Source organism: Paralysiella testudinis, from assembly GCF_016894345.1.
Lineage (GTDB): Bacteria > Pseudomonadota > Gammaproteobacteria > Burkholderiales > Neisseriaceae > Paralysiella > Paralysiella testudinis.
Genome location: NZ_CP069798.1, coordinates 2,312,058 through 2,327,092, shown reverse-complemented (window position 1 = coordinate 2,327,092; position 15,035 = coordinate 2,312,058). Strand labels below are relative to the sequence as shown.

16 protein-coding genes are annotated in these 15,035 nt (G+C 51.5%); 7 read left to right on the top strand and 9 right to left on the bottom strand.

Annotated features, from left to right (window positions below):
- Nucleotides 1–63 precede the first annotated feature (63 nt).
- The 7 genes from JQU52_RS11910 to JQU52_RS11880 are packed head-to-tail and all read right to left on the bottom strand — an operon-like array spanning nucleotide 64 to nucleotide 5,793.
- Nucleotides 64–534 carry a hypothetical protein gene (locus JQU52_RS11910; RefSeq protein ID WP_230338700.1) on the bottom strand — a complete coding sequence of 157 codons (471 nt, stop codon included), beginning with the start codon at nucleotides 532–534 and terminating at the stop codon, nucleotides 64–66.
- Entirely contained in the window at nucleotides 534–1,232 is a 699-nt protein-coding gene (locus JQU52_RS11905; RefSeq protein WP_230338699.1) for a DUF3800 domain-containing protein, read from the bottom strand. Before JQU52_RS11905 ends, JQU52_RS11910 begins: the two co-directional genes overlap by 1 nt.
- Before the next feature lie 16 nt (nucleotides 1,233–1,248).
- Nucleotides 1,249–2,478: a restriction endonuclease subunit S gene (locus tag JQU52_RS11900; RefSeq protein WP_230338698.1), complete on the bottom strand. Its 1,230-nt coding sequence runs from the start codon at nucleotides 2,476–2,478 to the stop codon at nucleotides 1,249–1,251.
- A complete protein-coding gene (locus JQU52_RS11895; RefSeq protein WP_230338697.1) occupies nucleotides 2,475–3,479 on the bottom strand; it encodes a virulence RhuM family protein in 1,005 nt (334 codons plus the stop codon). The genes JQU52_RS11900 and JQU52_RS11895 overlap by 4 nt, the downstream gene beginning before the upstream one ends.
- A gap of 4 nt (nucleotides 3,480–3,483) precedes the next feature.
- A complete protein-coding gene (locus JQU52_RS11890; protein ID WP_230338696.1) occupies nucleotides 3,484–3,666 on the bottom strand; it encodes a hypothetical protein in 183 nt (60 codons plus the stop codon).
- Entirely contained in the window at nucleotides 3,659–5,194 is a 1,536-nt protein-coding gene (locus tag JQU52_RS11885) for a type I restriction-modification system subunit M (RefSeq protein ID WP_230338695.1), read from the bottom strand. Before JQU52_RS11885 ends, JQU52_RS11890 begins: the two co-directional genes overlap by 8 nt.
- Nucleotides 5,191–5,793 (bottom strand): restriction endonuclease subunit S, encoded by a 603-nt coding sequence (locus tag JQU52_RS11880; protein ID WP_230338694.1) that lies wholly within the window; start codon nucleotides 5,791–5,793, stop codon nucleotides 5,191–5,193. Before JQU52_RS11880 ends, JQU52_RS11885 begins: the two co-directional genes overlap by 4 nt.
- A gap of 203 nt (nucleotides 5,794–5,996) precedes the next feature.
- Here JQU52_RS11880 and JQU52_RS11875 point away from each other — a divergent pair, with 203 nt between their 5' ends.
- From JQU52_RS11875 to JQU52_RS11865, 3 genes are read left to right on the top strand one after another with little or no spacing between them, the layout of a single operon-like run.
- Nucleotides 5,997–6,833, top strand: coding sequence for a bifunctional transcriptional activator/DNA repair enzyme AdaA (locus JQU52_RS11875; protein ID WP_230338693.1), 837 nt, complete (start codon nucleotides 5,997–5,999; stop codon nucleotides 6,831–6,833).
- Nucleotides 6,830–7,456, top strand: coding sequence for an alpha-ketoglutarate-dependent dioxygenase AlkB family protein (locus JQU52_RS11870; protein WP_230338692.1), 627 nt, complete (start codon nucleotides 6,830–6,832; stop codon nucleotides 7,454–7,456). The genes JQU52_RS11875 and JQU52_RS11870 overlap by 4 nt, the downstream gene beginning before the upstream one ends.
- Complete coding sequence (locus tag JQU52_RS11865) at nucleotides 7,453–7,608, top strand: hypothetical protein (protein WP_230338691.1); 156 nt, start codon at nucleotides 7,453–7,455, stop codon at nucleotides 7,606–7,608. Before JQU52_RS11870 ends, JQU52_RS11865 begins: the two co-directional genes overlap by 4 nt.
- 169 nt (nucleotides 7,609–7,777) lie before the next feature.
- Here the strand turns inward: JQU52_RS11865 and galK are convergent, their stop codons facing one another.
- Both galK and JQU52_RS11855 read right to left on the bottom strand, forming a co-directional pair.
- The gene (gene galK, locus JQU52_RS11860; protein ID WP_230338690.1) at nucleotides 7,778–8,926 is read right to left on the bottom strand and encodes a galactokinase; all 1,149 of its coding nucleotides are present in this window, start codon (nucleotides 8,924–8,926) and stop codon (nucleotides 7,778–7,780) included.
- 95 nt (nucleotides 8,927–9,021) lie between these two features.
- Complete coding sequence (locus JQU52_RS11855) at nucleotides 9,022–10,089, bottom strand: UDP-glucose--hexose-1-phosphate uridylyltransferase (RefSeq protein WP_230338689.1); 1,068 nt, start codon at nucleotides 10,087–10,089, stop codon at nucleotides 9,022–9,024.
- A gap of 474 nt (nucleotides 10,090–10,563) precedes the next feature.
- Here JQU52_RS11855 and mglB point away from each other — a divergent pair, with 474 nt between their 5' ends.
- The 4 genes from mglB (at nucleotide 10,564) to JQU52_RS11835 (ending at nucleotide 15,028) form a co-directional block, all read left to right on the top strand.
- On the top strand, nucleotides 10,564–11,610 hold the full coding sequence (mglB, locus tag JQU52_RS11850) for a galactose/glucose ABC transporter substrate-binding protein MglB (protein WP_230338688.1): 1,047 nt from the start codon (nucleotides 10,564–10,566) through the stop codon (nucleotides 11,608–11,610).
- 109 nt (nucleotides 11,611–11,719) lie between these two features.
- Nucleotides 11,720–13,243 (top strand): galactose/methyl galactoside ABC transporter ATP-binding protein MglA, encoded by a 1,524-nt coding sequence (gene mglA, locus JQU52_RS11845; protein ID WP_230338687.1) that lies wholly within the window; start codon nucleotides 11,720–11,722, stop codon nucleotides 13,241–13,243.
- A 71-nt stretch (nucleotides 13,244–13,314) separates the two neighbouring features.
- A complete protein-coding gene (mglC, locus tag JQU52_RS11840; protein WP_230338686.1) occupies nucleotides 13,315–14,328 on the top strand; it encodes a galactose/methyl galactoside ABC transporter permease MglC in 1,014 nt (337 codons plus the stop codon).
- Nucleotides 14,329–14,542: 214 nt separating this feature from the next.
- Nucleotides 14,543–15,028 (top strand): DUF3465 domain-containing protein, encoded by a 486-nt coding sequence (locus JQU52_RS11835; RefSeq protein WP_230338685.1) that lies wholly within the window; start codon nucleotides 14,543–14,545, stop codon nucleotides 15,026–15,028.
- Nucleotides 15,029–15,035 lie beyond the last annotated feature (7 nt).

The following is a 15,035-nucleotide window of genomic DNA, read 5'->3' as shown; positions in this document are numbered from 1 at the left end:
CCCATCGGTAATGAACTTACCGAGGTTTTTGCCGCAGAACCAGCGTAGCGAATCAGCGGCAGCTCATTCCACAATCCCCAGTTGGGCACAGCATTCAGTCCTGCTCCAAACTGGGGATTTTCTTATTCTGCCAATACTGTTATCGGCGACATAACAAGTCACAAAATTGGCTTTCAGCTTGTTTTGCTGATTGGCACTTATATCAATCACCACCACAAAATCCGCATAAACCACACTCACCCTACGGGCGGGATTGTGTGTTTTGCTTGCACTTATCCAGCCTTGATAAAGGCTTGCTTCTGGGTGCGCCAGCGTGTGGGCTATCCAAGGCATACGCTCGGCGCGAAGCCGACTAAACTCATTTTTGCTTTTGTCGTTAGTGCTTTCATAAAAAGCATGATTGAATTTGCCCGCTGAAAAATACACCCGAATGCCGTCAGTCGTGGTGATTTCAGCGCGGCAATAGTTGTTTTCATAGTAAGTGCGGTAATCCTGCCAACAAGACAAACTCAGTAAAGAAGGCAAATCCTGCATCACCAGCCTCCTTGCAGATTAATCCGAAACACATTGAATTTCTTCTCATCACGATGTGTCATGCCGATTTCCTTATTCAGCCACCCCTCTAATGACAATACCAATTCCTCTTTGGCACTTTGGGGGCGCAAAGTGCGGTTCATTCGGGCAGAAGCCATACCCAAAAGCAAATCACAAAGCTGAATCAACACCACTTCAGAAGACGGCAAAGACTGAATTTGCCGGATATTTGCCGAAATATTGCTGTTAGCCAAACATTGCTTGAGGACATCCAAACGTTTCAAATCCCTGTTTTGCTTTACATCACAAAAAATACGGTATTCATTAAAATCTAAAATCCAATGATGCAGCAACTGATAATAAAACTTATAAAATCCCAGCTCATTATCGCCGTTGTGCCAATCGCTTTTAAACTGATGGCGACTCACGGCAATACAGCGAAACCGAACACTGTCTTTATAGCCCATAAACAAATCAAGCAAAGCCATATAAAAGGGCAATGCACGCTTATCCACCTTGCGCCACTTGATTTCGCCCCAAATATTATGCTTTTGACGCAATTCCAAAATTCGTTGCTTGATGTCGCTCCTAAGTGATTCAGGCAGCCACAAACTGCCTATCATCATAAAATCGGCATGGGGCTTGGCGGAATTAAACAAATCGGGGTAGTTTTCATCGCAATACACTTCGAATTTCATTGTTTTTCCTCCTGCTTCAGGCAGCCTTTACCTGTACACGCAACTTCCCCGTCAAAAGCTGCTGCATCAGGGCTTGTTTTTCGGTTTTCAGACGGCATAGGGTTTGTTTGAGGGTTTCAGTTTCATTATCGGCGGCGGTTAATACGGCGGCGATTTTTTGTTGTTCTTCCATTATTGGAAGTCTAAACGGAAAAGAACAGAAAGCATCAAATCCAACTGATTCTCTTACTGAGCCTTGCGTACTGTTTTTAATCCGCTGGTTTACTTCGTGAGATTGCATCCAGTGCAGGAAAAAATCACTATCCAATAAATTTGATTGAACAGAAAATACAACGTACATAGGGCTTAATATGCCGTCTGAAAATTTATCCAATCGTGCAAATGAACCCACATTCAATCGTGATGGGTTGTAGGCAAACTGCCCTTGCTTTACGACTTTGTAATTGGACACATTTTCGCTGGCAACCCTTTTTGAAAATTGTTCCTCAGGTAAAACAAAGCCACTATGGTTGGTAACGCTTAAAACCCTTTGGATATTCTCATTTTGATTTCTTAATCTTACCTCGCTCAATAAATTATTCAAATGTGCTTCATCCCACTCCCCACAAAACCGCTCACCATCATCATTTAACAACCGCTTTTTACCTGTCAACAACTGCTGCATCAAGGCTTGTTTTTGTTGTTCGCTGTTGGCAATAAGCTGTTCGGTGGTGCGAATGGCCTTGTCCCAAGTGCCGAGGATTTGGGCGATTTTGGTTTGTTCGGGGAGTGGGGGTAACATTATATTAATGCTATTTAAAATTTCTTGGCTAAGATTGGAAATATTTGTACCACCACTATTTTTTTGAATTTGCTGCTTTAGAATTTTAGATTGCATAAAATTAGAAATAAATTGCGCATCTGCACCTTTATTAACCACTCGTCCTCGGATGGTAAATCCAGAAAAAGATAATCGTTCTTCTACAATTGGAAAAAATAAGCAGCGCCCTATAAGTTCTTTATTTCCATTCGAGCGAACAAGTAATAAATCACCATTTTTTAATAGTTCTTCATTTTTAATAGTATTATCAACATAAACTATATCTAGATTTTCAGTTGATTTTAATTCAGTTAAATCCTTGAAATCCCCTACGCCTACAATTTTAATTGCTTCACCATTATTAGATTTTGTAAAATTTAAACCATTTTTAAAATCCATAATTTGGCTAAGTACGGTATTTCCCCACCCATTCGGCAATTGCTTCATTTTTTATCCCCCTGAATGCGTTTTACGGCTTTATCAAAATCCGAGGTAATTTTTTGCTGTTTGTTGAATGCCTGATATTCGCCAACCGCTCTTTGTGTGGCTTGTTTTTGGCTGATTTTGCCTTTGTGCGGCAGAATGTCGTAGCGGTTAAAGGTCAAAAATTCATCAATGCTTTTGGCAAAATCTGCCATGCCCAATAAATGCCCGTCTTCTAATAAACGCTCCACATAATCAAAATAGGCGGATACGCTGCGTTCAAGTTTTTTGATTTCTGCTTCAGATAGGTAGTTTTTCGCCACCACCACATCGGATTGCAATATCCGCCCATCGGGCGCGTTTTTCCATGTGGTCAGCCCCATGTGTTCTTTGGACTGGTCGGCATGGGTATAAATAATTTCAGCGGCGGTTTGCCCTGTGATGGCGTAGTGGAATTTGTTTTGCACCCCAGCATAAAATTCTTGGGTAATGCCGGCGTTTTTGTCGTAATCGTAGGAAATTTCGGCAAAAATATCGGTAATTTGCTGCCATACACGCCGTTCGCTGGCTCGAATGGAGCGGACTGTTTCGAGTAATTCACGGAAATAGTCTGCACCAAACGCGTTTTCGCCCCGTTTCATGCGCTCGACATCAATCACAAAGCCTTTTTGGATATAGTCTTTTAATATGCCTGTCGCCCAAATGCGGAATTTGGTGGCTTTTTGCGAATTGACACGGTAGCCGACGGAGATGATGGCATCGAGGTTGTAATGTTCTAGCTCTCGTGTGACTTGTCTGCTGCCTTCTTGGCGAACTATTCGGAATTTCCGAATAGTTGAATTTTGTGCTAATTCGCCGCTTTCAAAGATATTTTTCAAGTGTTCATTAATCGTCGGCACGCTGACACAAAACAATTCGGCAATGCTTTTTTGTGTTGCCCACAGGGTTTCGTCTTGCGCCAATACTTCGGCTTGCCCCTCGTCATAAATCAGGAATTGGATTTCGTTGGGTTTGATGTTGTTCATGTTTCTATCCCGTTTTATTTTGCTTTTTCGGCGGTTTGCTCAAGGTTTTGGCTTGGAATTTTTGATATTCCGTTGTAACTTTCTTTTCCATTTGGTCTAGCGATAACCATACCGTCTCATTCTGCAAATGCAGGGAAATTGCCGCTCTGCCATCTTCGGTGTTGTAGATGATGATTGGCTTATTCATAGCCCAATTCCTTCAGGTAGCCGGCCATTTCATTTTCCAGTTCGCTCAAGCGGGCTTGAAGCTGCGCCCGCTCGGCGCGCACGGCAGTTAAGTCGATTTCGGCTTCGGCTTCAAAGGTATCGACATAACGGGGAATGTTGAGGTTGTAGCCGTTGGCCGCAATTTCTTCAAGCGTGGCAAGGTGGGCATATTTGTCTGCGCTTTGGCGGTTTTGATAGGCAGTGGCGATGTTGGCAATCTGCGTTTGGGTGAGCATATTTTGGTTTTTGCCGGGTTGGTAATCCCGTGAAGCATCGATAAACAGCACGCTTTTATCGGCTTTTTGCTTTTTAAAGATCAGAATGGCGGCAGGAATGCCGGTGCCGTAAAACAGTTTTTCAGGTAGCCCGATCACGGCATCGAGCAGGTTTTCCTCTATCAGCTTTTGGCGGATTTTTCCCTCGCCCGCACCACGAAACAGCACGCCGTGCGGCACCACCACGCCCATTCGGCCGCTGTTGGCTTTGAGGGTTTCTATCATGTGCAGGATAAAGGCGTAATCCCCTTTGGTTTTAGGCGGTATGCCTCGGCGGAAACGGTGGTGGGGATCGTGTTCGGCTTCGTCGTGCCCCCATTTGTCGAGTGAAAACGGCGGGTTGGCGGTCACGATATCGAAATGCAATAAATTGCCGTGGCTATCGAGCAATTTGGGATTGCGTATGGTGTCGCCCCATTCGATTTTATGGTTGTCTTCGCCGTGCAAAAACATATTCATTTTAGCGAGCGACCAGGTTGAGCCGATGGCTTCTTGCCCGTAAAGAGCGTAACTTTTGCTGCTGTGGTTTTGTACGACTTTTTGACCGCACTTCATCAACAGGCTGCCCGAACCGCAAGCGGGGTCGCAAATGCTGTCGCCTGCCTGCGGATCAAGCAACACGGCAAGCAGCTCGGAAACTTCGGGCGGGGTATAGAATTCGCCCGCTTTTTGTCCGCCGCCGGCGGCAAATTTTTTAATCAGATATTCATAGGCATTGCCAATCACGTCCAACCCGCCGATGCGGCTGGGCTTGAGGTTAAGTTCGGGTTTGGCGAAGTCTTCCAGCAGCATTCTGAGCACAATATTTTTTTGCTTTTCTTCACCAAGTTTGTCGGTGTTGAACGAAATATCCTGGAACACGCTGTTGCTGCCGTCTTTGAGTTTGCTGCCGTTGGCTTCTTCGATGGCGTGCAGTGCCTGATCGATGCGCTCGCCGTTGCCCGGCTCGTGTCGGTGGTTGTACAGGGTGTAAAAATTGGCGCTTTGCGGCAATACAAAACGCTCGTTTTTCATCATTTCGGCAATCAATTCGGGTTCGTTGCCGTATTGCTTTTGATAATTTTCATAGTGGTCTTGCCACACATCGGAGATGTATTTCAAAAACAGCATGGTCAAGATGAAATCTTTATAAGTGTCCGCGCTAATCGTGCCGCGAAAGGTGTCGCAGGCCGCCCACACAGTGTCGTTGATGCTATCTTGGTTGATGTTGTTGGCTTGGGTTTGACTGGTCATGATTGGCTTTCCTTGATTAAATGCTGATAGATGCCTTGGAAAAGGGTTTGGCGGTTTTGCTGTAGTTGTGCGGCGGTTTGTTGTTCTTGTTCCGCTAAATGCACCAGTGCCACAATGTGTGTTTGGGTGTTTACAGGCGCTATCGGCAGCCGTAATTCGTTAATCTGCCCGATACCCAGCATAGGAATATTGCTGCCGCGGCTGTCGTGCTGTAAGCGGTTTTGAATCGCCGGCTGATTGAGTAACCAGCAAAGGTATTCGGGCAATACCGCACTTTTTGGGTTAATCACAAAAAACTGGCTGCTGGCCACGACAGGGCTGGCATTGCCGTCGTCCGCCTGCAAACAGCTCGCCCGCAGATATTCCCCTCGAGACGGCAATAACACACTGCCTGAACGGGCATAAGATTTACCCTGCCAATGGATTTTCGGCAGGCTGTGGATGTCGATATGGCTGCCGAGCCGGTGTTCCCAATGGCTGCGCGCATCTTTGATTTGCACAATATGGGCATTGCCGTCAGGCGCTTCCTCGACCTTGCCGCGAAAAGTGAAACCGGTGTGAATATCGGTAATTTCGCCTAAACGGCAAAGTTTGGTCATGGGTTTATCCGTTAATCTGTAGGTTTAATACGGAAAAAATCATAATTGAATAACATTTCGGATGCAACGATTTTTTACTATTTTTCTTCTACTGCATGGATATAATTTTCAGACGGCCTTGTTAATCAAAACCGCAAGAATCGGGTCGTTTCCATTTTGAATTTGTTTTAGCATGGCCTTAAATAAAAAGTAGGAGCCACACGATGAACAGCGAACAAATCCAATTTGCCCGTATGGCGGCGGCCATTGAATACCTTTACGACCATGCGCACGAGCAGCCTTCGTTGGCGGCGGTGGCGGCGCAAGTGCATGTGAGTGCGGCGCATTTGCAGCGTCAGTTTCAGGCGTGGGCGGGGGTGAGCCCGAAAAAAATGTTGCAGCACATCAGCATCAAACATGCCAAACAGGTGTTGCAGCAGCAAGGCAGCGTGCAGGAAGCGGCGTGGCAGGCGGGGCTTTCGGGCGGTGGGCGCCTGCATGATTTGTTTGTGCACATCGAGGGGATGACGCCGGGCGAATACAAAAGCGGCGGCGCCGGCCTGCGCATCGATTATGCGTTTGCGCCCACGCCGTTTGGCGAAGTGTTGGTGGCGGCCACGGCAAAAGGCGTGTGTTTTATGGCGTTTGCCGATGAGCGCGCGCAGGCTTTGGCCGATTTGGCGGCGGAATATCCCGCTGCCGAGCGGGTGCCGCAAGCCCACCCTTTGCACGCGCGCGCCTTGGCGGTGTTTGGCGGGGGCACGCCCGACACGGTGCCGCTGCATTTAAAAGGCACGCCGTTTCAACTTAAAGTGTGGCAGGCGCTGCTGCAGATTCCTTCAGGCTGCCTGAAAAGCTATGGCAGCATCGCCGAAGCCATCGGCCAAACCAACGCCGCCCGAGCCGTGGGCAGCGCGGTGGGCAGCAATCCGGTGGCGGTGCTGATTCCCTGCCACCGTGTGATTCGCGAAAGTGGCATCATCGGCGGCTACCGCTGGCAGCGCGGCCGCAAAATGGCTTTGTTGGCCAAAGAATTGGCACCGACACAGGCGGCGGAATGATGGCGGATTTATTCGGCTTCGCGCCGCAGCCAAGCGATAATCTGCTGCCCTACGACGGCACGGTAAATGATTACGGTATCGTGTTCCCAGCTGCACAAGCAGATGTTTATCTGCGCACCTTGCTGGCGCAAATCGCCTGGCGGCACGATGAAGCGGTGGTGTTCGGCCAACACCGCACCACCGCGCGCCAAGTGGCGTGGTATGGCGAACGCGCGTTTTCCTACACCTATTCCGGCATCCGCCGCACCGCACTTTTATGGCATCCGCTGCTGCTCGACATCAAACACGCCGTAGAAACCCAGCTCGCCGCCGTTAGCCCCACGCAATTCAATTCCTGCCTGCTCAACCTTTATTCAGACGGCAGCCAAGGCATGGCGTGGCACAGCGACGACGAAAAAGAGCTGGCACCGGGCAGCGCCATCGCCTCCGTGAGCTTAGGCGCCACCCGCAAATTCGCCTTCAAACACAAACGCACGCAGGAAAAACGCGAAATGCTGCTGCAACACGGCCAGCTTATCGTGATGCGCGGCAACACCCAGCGCCACTGGCTGCACGCGGTGATGAAAAGCACCAAAGTGCACGCGCCGAGGGTGAGTTTGACGTTTCGGGTGATGGCGAGGTGAGCGATAAGGAAATGGCCGGGTTTCTACTGCAACTTTACGATAGCCGCCATGTGGTCGGCATTGTGGATGCGGAAACATTTGCGTTTGCTTTGAAAGCGCCGCTGTTTGCTTATTCGGGCAATGCGGCCAATAATCAGAAAGTTGCCAAGTAAGCAAAAGGCTGCCTGAAGCGGTGTGAGGTGGAAAGAGTGGCTCAGGCATTTAAAGAAATTTAGGTTTTAGCATCCATTCCCGCCAATGTATTCAAGATGTTTTCCAATAAAAGGCTGCCTGAAAACATATTTTCAGGCAGCCTTATTATTCATAGCGTTGAAGGGTGCGTTAAGCCACCAAGCTGGCGGCTACGCCCGCTTGCGGGGTGCACACAAACACGGTTTCGTGTAGGCCGGTGCGGGCGTGGTAGTGGGCGTTGATGTGGGCGGTTACGGCGGGCACGAGTGTGTGCGGTAGCAGTGCCACCACGCAGCCGCCGAAGCCGCCGCCGGTCATGCGTACGCCGCCTTGCTCGCCGATGATTTCCGCCATCAGCTCCACCAGGCAATCTACGGCCGGATGGGTGATTTCAAATTCGGTTTTCATGCCGGCGTGGCTTGCGGCCATTAGGCGCGATAGGGCGGCGGTGTCGCCTTGGCGCAGGGCGGTGGCGGCATCGAGGGTGCGTTGGTTTTCTTGAATAATATATCGGGCGCGGCGAGCGGCCACGGCATCCAAGCCGGAGTGTTGTGCCTGCCATTGCGCCATGTCTACATCGCGCAGCGCGGCGGCGTGAAAATAGGCGGCGGCGGTTTGACATTGGGCGCGGCGGGTGTTGTATTCGCTGCCCACCAGCCCGCGCTGCACGTTGGAATGCACTATCAGCACCGCCAAATCGGCGGGCATGGGAATGGGGGTGGTTTCGAGGCTGCGGCAGTCGATCAAGAGGGCGTGCCCGGCCACGCCGCGGGCGCTGGCGAGCTGGTCCATAATGCCGCATTGGCAGCCAACAAAGGCGTTTTCGGCGCGCTGGGCAATCAGCGCCAGCTCGGTTTCGTTGAGCGGCCAATCAAACAGCGCCTGCAAGGCTTTGGCCACGCCCACTTCCAGCGCCGCCGAGGAGCTTAAGCCTGCGCCTTGTGGCACGTTGCCGCTGATGGCGATGTTGACCCCTTCAGGGAGCTTGAAGCCTTGCTCGGCCAATGCCCACACCACGCCGCGCACGTATTGCGCCCATTGCTGCGGGCTGGCGCTCATTTCGCCGCTCAAGGCAAATTCATCGTGTGCGGCATAATCGGCGGCATACACGCGCACGGTTTGGCTGCCGTTGGCGGCAATGGCGATGTGGGCGGCAAAGTCGATGGCGCAAGGCAGCACAAAGCCGTCGTTGTAGTCGGTGTGCTCGCCAATCAGGTTGACGCGGCCGGGCGCACGCACGGTGAGGGTGGGGGCGTGGCCGAATTGTTGGGTAAAGATGTGGGCTAGGGTGTGGGTCATGGTATTTGGATTGGTATTTAGAGGTTTAAAGGCTGCCTGAAAAGATTTCAGGCAGCGTTAATAGAAGCATCTGTTTTTTTAAGCTGATGTTGAATTCAATAATCCGAATTGATGCCTGATTCAGATTGCCGGCGGTAATGAATATCGGCACAGGCGGCCAGTTGGGCGGCGGCTTGCTCCGGGGTGAGGTCGCGCTGGGCTTCGGCCAGCATTTCATAGCCCACCATAAATTTGCGTACGCTGGCCGAGCGCAGCAGCGGTGGATAAAAATGGGCGTGCAGCTGCCAGTGCGGCTGATGATTGCCATCAAACGGCGCGCCGTGCCAGCCCATAGAGTAGGGGAAGCGGGTGTGAAACAGATTGTCGTAGCGGATGGTGAGCTGTTGCAAGGCCCGTGCTAAGTCGGTGCTTTGCGCGGGGCTAAGCTCGGTGATGCGCTCTACCGCTGCTTTGGGTAGCAGCAGGGTTTCAAACGGCCACGCCGCCCAATACGGCACCACGGCCAGCCAATGCTCGGTTTCCACCACGATGCGCTCGCGCTGTGCCAATTCTTGCTGCACATAATCCAACAACAGATTGCTGCCGTGCTGTTGCCAGTATTGCTGCTGCATGGCATCGGCGCGTGCGGGCAGGTCGGGCAGAAAGTTGCTTGCCCAGATTTGGCCGTGCGGATGCGGATTGGAGCAGCCCATTACCGCACCTTTGTTTTCAAAAATCTGCACCCAGCGGTATTGCTGCCCCAATTCGGCGCTTTGCTGCTGCCATACCTGTATTAAGGCTTCGATTTGGGCCAAGCTCAGCTCGGGCAGGGTTTTGCTGTGGTCGGGCGAGAAACAGATTACCCGGCTCACGCCGCGCACGGCTTGCTGTTGAAACAAGGGATGGCTCGGTGCGGTGCTGGCGGGGGTGTTTGGCAGCAGAGCGGAGAAGTCGTTGGTAAACACAAACGGCCCCTCGTAGTGCGGATTGATTTCGCCGTTGATGCGGGTATTGCCGGCGCACAAATAGCAATGGGCATCGTGGGCGAGGATCTGGGTGTTGTCGGCGGCTTCCTGCTGGCCTTGCCACGGGCGCTTGGCGCGGTGGGGTGAAACCAAAATCCATTGGTCTGCCAATGGGTTGTAGCGTCGGTGCGGGTGTTCGGTGGGATCAAAAGCAATCATGGCGGCCTGCAAAATGTAGTGGGGTGTAAACCGCTGTGGCGCTGCAAAGAGCAGTGGGCGGCAGTGGATTTTACCGCAGCACGGGCGGCGGGGCATGGCTAAAAAGAAGTAATTTTATAACAGTTTAGCAGAGTTTTGAGAGTTAGGTGTTACGGTACGCGGTATTGCCAATGCCGCTATAGCGAGCTTGTTTTAAGCAGATATAAGCAGATATAAGTATGATGGCGGGCAGGCACAGCCGTTTTTTATTGCGCTGCAGCAATTCAAGCCGGTAAACATTCCTGTGTTAATAAGCTTTTTAGCGCTGAAGTCGCTTGTAATAAATTTACACAAAAGCCAGTTTACAAATGGTCAAAAAAACTTCACACTACGCAAAATTCCGTTAAGGCAGCTTGCAATGGATGTCTATACTTTGAGATTCCCAAAAGCCCAAGCGGATTGTAAAGTGTATCCCATATACCAAGGAGATTGAGGATGTTTAAGAAAAGTGTAGCGGCAGCGGCATTAAGCGTGGTTTTGGGCTTGGCGGCGTGTTCGGGTGGCGATAAAGCGGCAGCACCGGCTTCCGGCTCTGCTTCTGCCACCGCAGCACCGGCTGCAGTAGAAAAAATCGGCGTGGCCATCTATAAATACGACGACAATTTTATGTCGCTGATGCGCAAAGCCTTGGAAGGCGAAGCGGCCAGCCACAAAACCGCCGAATTGTTGATGAATGACTCGCAAAACAACCAGTCGGTACAAAACGACCAAGTAGATGTGATGATTGCCAAAGGCGTTAAAGCGCTGGCGATTAACTTGGTAGACCCGGCCGCCGCACCCACAGTAATCAACAAAGCCAAAGCAGCGGGCATTCCGGTGGTGTTCTTTAATAAAGACCCGGGTGAAGCCGCGCTGGCCGCTTACGACAAAGCCTATTATGTGGGTGCGGATCCGAAGCAGTCGGGCGAAATCCAGGGCGAATTGATTGCCAAAAAATGGAAAGACAACGCCGCGTGGGACTTGAATAAAGACGGCGTGGTGGATTATGTGTTGCTCAAAGGCGAGCCGGGCCATCCCGATGCCGAAGCGCGCACCAAATTTGTGATTGAAAAACTCACTGCCGATGGCGTGAAGAGCAAGCAGTTGCAGCTGGACACCGGCATGTGGGATGCGGCCAAGGCCAAAGACATTATGCAGGCGTGGCTCTCCGGCCCCACCGGTAAAAACATCGAAGTGGTGATTGCCAACAACGACGCCATGGCCATGGGCGCAATTGAAGCCATGAAAGCCCAAGGCGCGGTATTGCCCACCTTTGGCGTGGACGCACTGCCCGAAGCTTTACAGCTGATTAAATCCGACCAACTGGCCGGCACCGTGTTGAATGACGGCGTCAACCAAGCCAAGGCAGTATATGCGCTGTCGGTGGATTTGGCCGCAGGCAAAGACCCGTCACACAATTCGGTGGTGAAGCTGGACGGCAAAAACGTGCGCATTCCGTATGTGGGTGTGGACAAAGGCAATTTGGATCAGTTTTTGAAATAAGTATTGCCAACGATAGTGTATAAAGGCTGCCTGAAGATTTCAGGTAGCCTTTATACAAGCTGTTTTATGGATTGCCGATTTTTGATAACGGCACAACAGGAATTGCATCATGGCACAGTCTGAAGCCAAGCCAGCCGCAGCGGCACCGGTGTTGCTGACCATGCACGATGTGCACAAAGCCTTTCCGGGCGTCAAAGCGCTCGATGGCGTAAATTTGCAGGTGCGTGCCCATTCGGTGCATGCGCTGATGGGCGAAAACGGCGCGGGCAAATCCACTTTGCTCAAATGCCTGTTTGGCATTTATGCCAAAGATTCAGGCAGCATCCGTTTTCTGGATCAAGAAGTGAATTTCAAAACCGCCAAAGAAGCACTGGAGGCGGGCATTTCCATGGTGCACCAAGAGCTGAATCTGGTGCGCCAAAGCTCGGTGATGGACAATCTGTGGCTGGGACGCTACCCCAAAAAAGGCCCGTTTATCGACCACAAAAAAATGTATGCCGACACCCGCGCCATCTTCGATGAGCTGGATATCGACATCGACCCCAAGCAAAAAGTAGCGCGGCTCACGGTGTCGGAAATGCAAATGCTGGAAATCGCCAAAGCGTTTTCCTACGACGCCAAAATCGTGATTATGGACGAACCCACTTCTTCCTTGTCGGAAAAAGAAGTGGCGCATTTGTTTAACATTATTGCCAAACTCAAGGCACGCGGCTGCGGCATTGTGTATATCTCGCACAAAATGGACGAGATTTTCAAAATTTGCGATGAAGTCACCGTGCTGCGCGACGGCAAATGGATCGACACCGTGCCGGTGGCGCAAACCAGCATGGACGAGTTGGTGGCCAAAATGGTGGGGCGCAGCCTTACCCAGCGCTTCCCCGCCAAAGACAATCATCCGGGCGAAGTGATTTTGGAAGTGGCGGGACTCACTGCCAAAAACCAGCCCTCCATTCAAGATGTGCATTTCGAGCTGCGCCAAGGCGAGATTTTGGGCATCGGCGGCTTGGTGGGTGCCAAGCGCACCGATATTGTGGAAACCCTGTTCGGCATCCGCGAACAAAAAAGCGGCAGCGTAAAAGTGCACGGCAAAGCGGTGCGCAACAAAACCCCGCTCGATGCCATCCGCAACGGCTTTGCGCTGGTAACCGAAGAGCGGCGCAGCACCGGTATTTTTGCCGGGCTGGATATTTCGTTTAACTCGCTGGTGTCGAATATGCGCCGCTATGTCAAGCTGGGCTTGCTTTCCAGCAAAGACATGCACAAAGACACGCAATGGGTTATCGACTCCATGCGCGTGAAAACGCCCTCGCAAAAAACCCGCATCGGCTCGCTTTCCGGCGGCAACCAGCAAAAAGTGATTATCGGCCGCTGGCTGCTCACCGGCCCGGAAATCCTCATGCTCGACGAGCCCACGCGCGGCATTGATGTGGGCGCCAAATTCGAGATTTACCAGCTGATTGTGGAATTGGCCAAGCGCAATAAGGGCGTGATTATTATCTCGTCGGAAATGCCGGAATTGATGGGGATTACCGACCGCATCGTGGTGATGAGTGCCGGGCGTGTGGCCGGGATTGTAGACACCGCCAAAACCAGCCAAGAAGAAATTTTGCAATTGTCAGCCAAGTATTTATAAGTTTTCAGGCGGCCTAAAACATCTGGCTGCCTGAAGCATAATCTAAAACAGAATGACCCGAAGGAAACGCCATGAATAATGCCACTACCTTAAACAAGGCCACGCATTTTTTCAAAGAAAAAGCCCTCTATTTTGTATTGCTGCTGCTGTTGGTGGTGATTGTGTCGAAAGACACTTCATTCTTAAGCCTCAACAACTTAAGCAATATCCTCACCCAATCATCGGTGCGCATCATCATTGCCTTGGGTGTGGCCGGGCTGATTGTGACCCAAGGCACGGATTTGTCGGTGGGGCGGCAGGTGGGCTTGGCGGCGGTGGTGTCGGCCACTTTGTTGCAGTCGATGGACAATGTGAATAAAGTATTCCCGCACATGGATGTGGTGCCGATTCCGCTGGTGATTTTGCTGGTGTGTGCCATCGGCGCGATATTGGGGCTGATTAACGGCATTATCGTGACTTATATGAATGTCACCCCGTTTATCGCCACCTTGGGCACCATGTTGGTGTTTTACGGCATGAATTCGCTCTATTTCGACTATGTGGGCGCGGCACCGATTGCGGGCTTCGACAGCGCTTATTCCGGCTTTACCCAAGGCTTTTTCAGCATTGGCGGTTTTCGGCTGTCGTACATCACCATTTACGCGCTGATTGCCATTGGGCTGGTGTGGGTGATTTGGAATAAAACCCGCTTTGGTAAAAACCTGTTTGCCATTGGCGGCAACCCCGAAGCCGCCCGCGTTTCCGGCGTGAATGTAACGCTGAATCTGCTGGGCATTTATACTTTGTCGGGCGTGTTTTATGCGTTTGGCGGCTTTTTGGAAGCCGGGCGCATCGGCTCGGCCACCAACAACCTCGGCTTTATGTACGAGCTGGATGCGATTGCGGCCTGTGTGATTGGCGGCGTGTCGTTTAGCGGCGGCGTGGGCACCGTGTTTGGCGTGGTGATCGGGGTGATTATTTTCACGCTGATTAACTACGGCTTAAGCTATATCGGCGTGAGCCCGTATTGGCAATATATTATCAAAGGCTCGATTATTATCTTGGCGGTGGCGATTGACTCGCTCAAACACGCGAAGAAAAAATAACACCAATTCTACAAAACAACCTAACTGCGTTGGCTCGCCTTGCCGTACTAGGTGTACTGTCTGCGGCTCGCCGCCTTGTTATCTTATTTTTTAGAATTGGTATAAGTTTCAGGCAGCCTGAAAACGGGCTTTTTATTCAACGGCAAGCGCAGACATATCGCCCGCACTTGCCGTATTTTGTTATGATGTTGCGGTTAAGCAATATGAGCAGAATATGCGCAAAATACCTTATCGCAGCCTGTTGATTGGGCTGCTGGCACTGGTGGCGGTGGCAGGCTGGCTGCGCGAACCGGCGCCGGCCTCACCGCAGGCGTCTACCAGCACCGCCACGCCGCAGGCACCCACCAATACCGCCACCGTGGCTGCCGGCAATGATGCGGTGGCCGCCGCCTTTGCCCGTCAGCAAAGCAATGTACAGCTACACGGCCAAGGACGGGTGCAGAAAACCCTGCCCGACGACAACCAAGGCTCGCGCCACCAACGCTTTATTTTAAAGCTGAGCCCGCAGCATACTGTGCTGGTGGCGCACAATATCGACCTCGCCCCACGCTTGCCGGGTTTGAAAAAGGGCGATGAAGTGGCGTTTTACGGCGTATACGAATACAACCCGCAAGGCGGGGTAATCCATTGGACTCATCACGATCCGGCCGGGCGCCATATCGATGGCTGGTTGGAATATAATGGGCAGCGTTATCAATAGGCTGCCT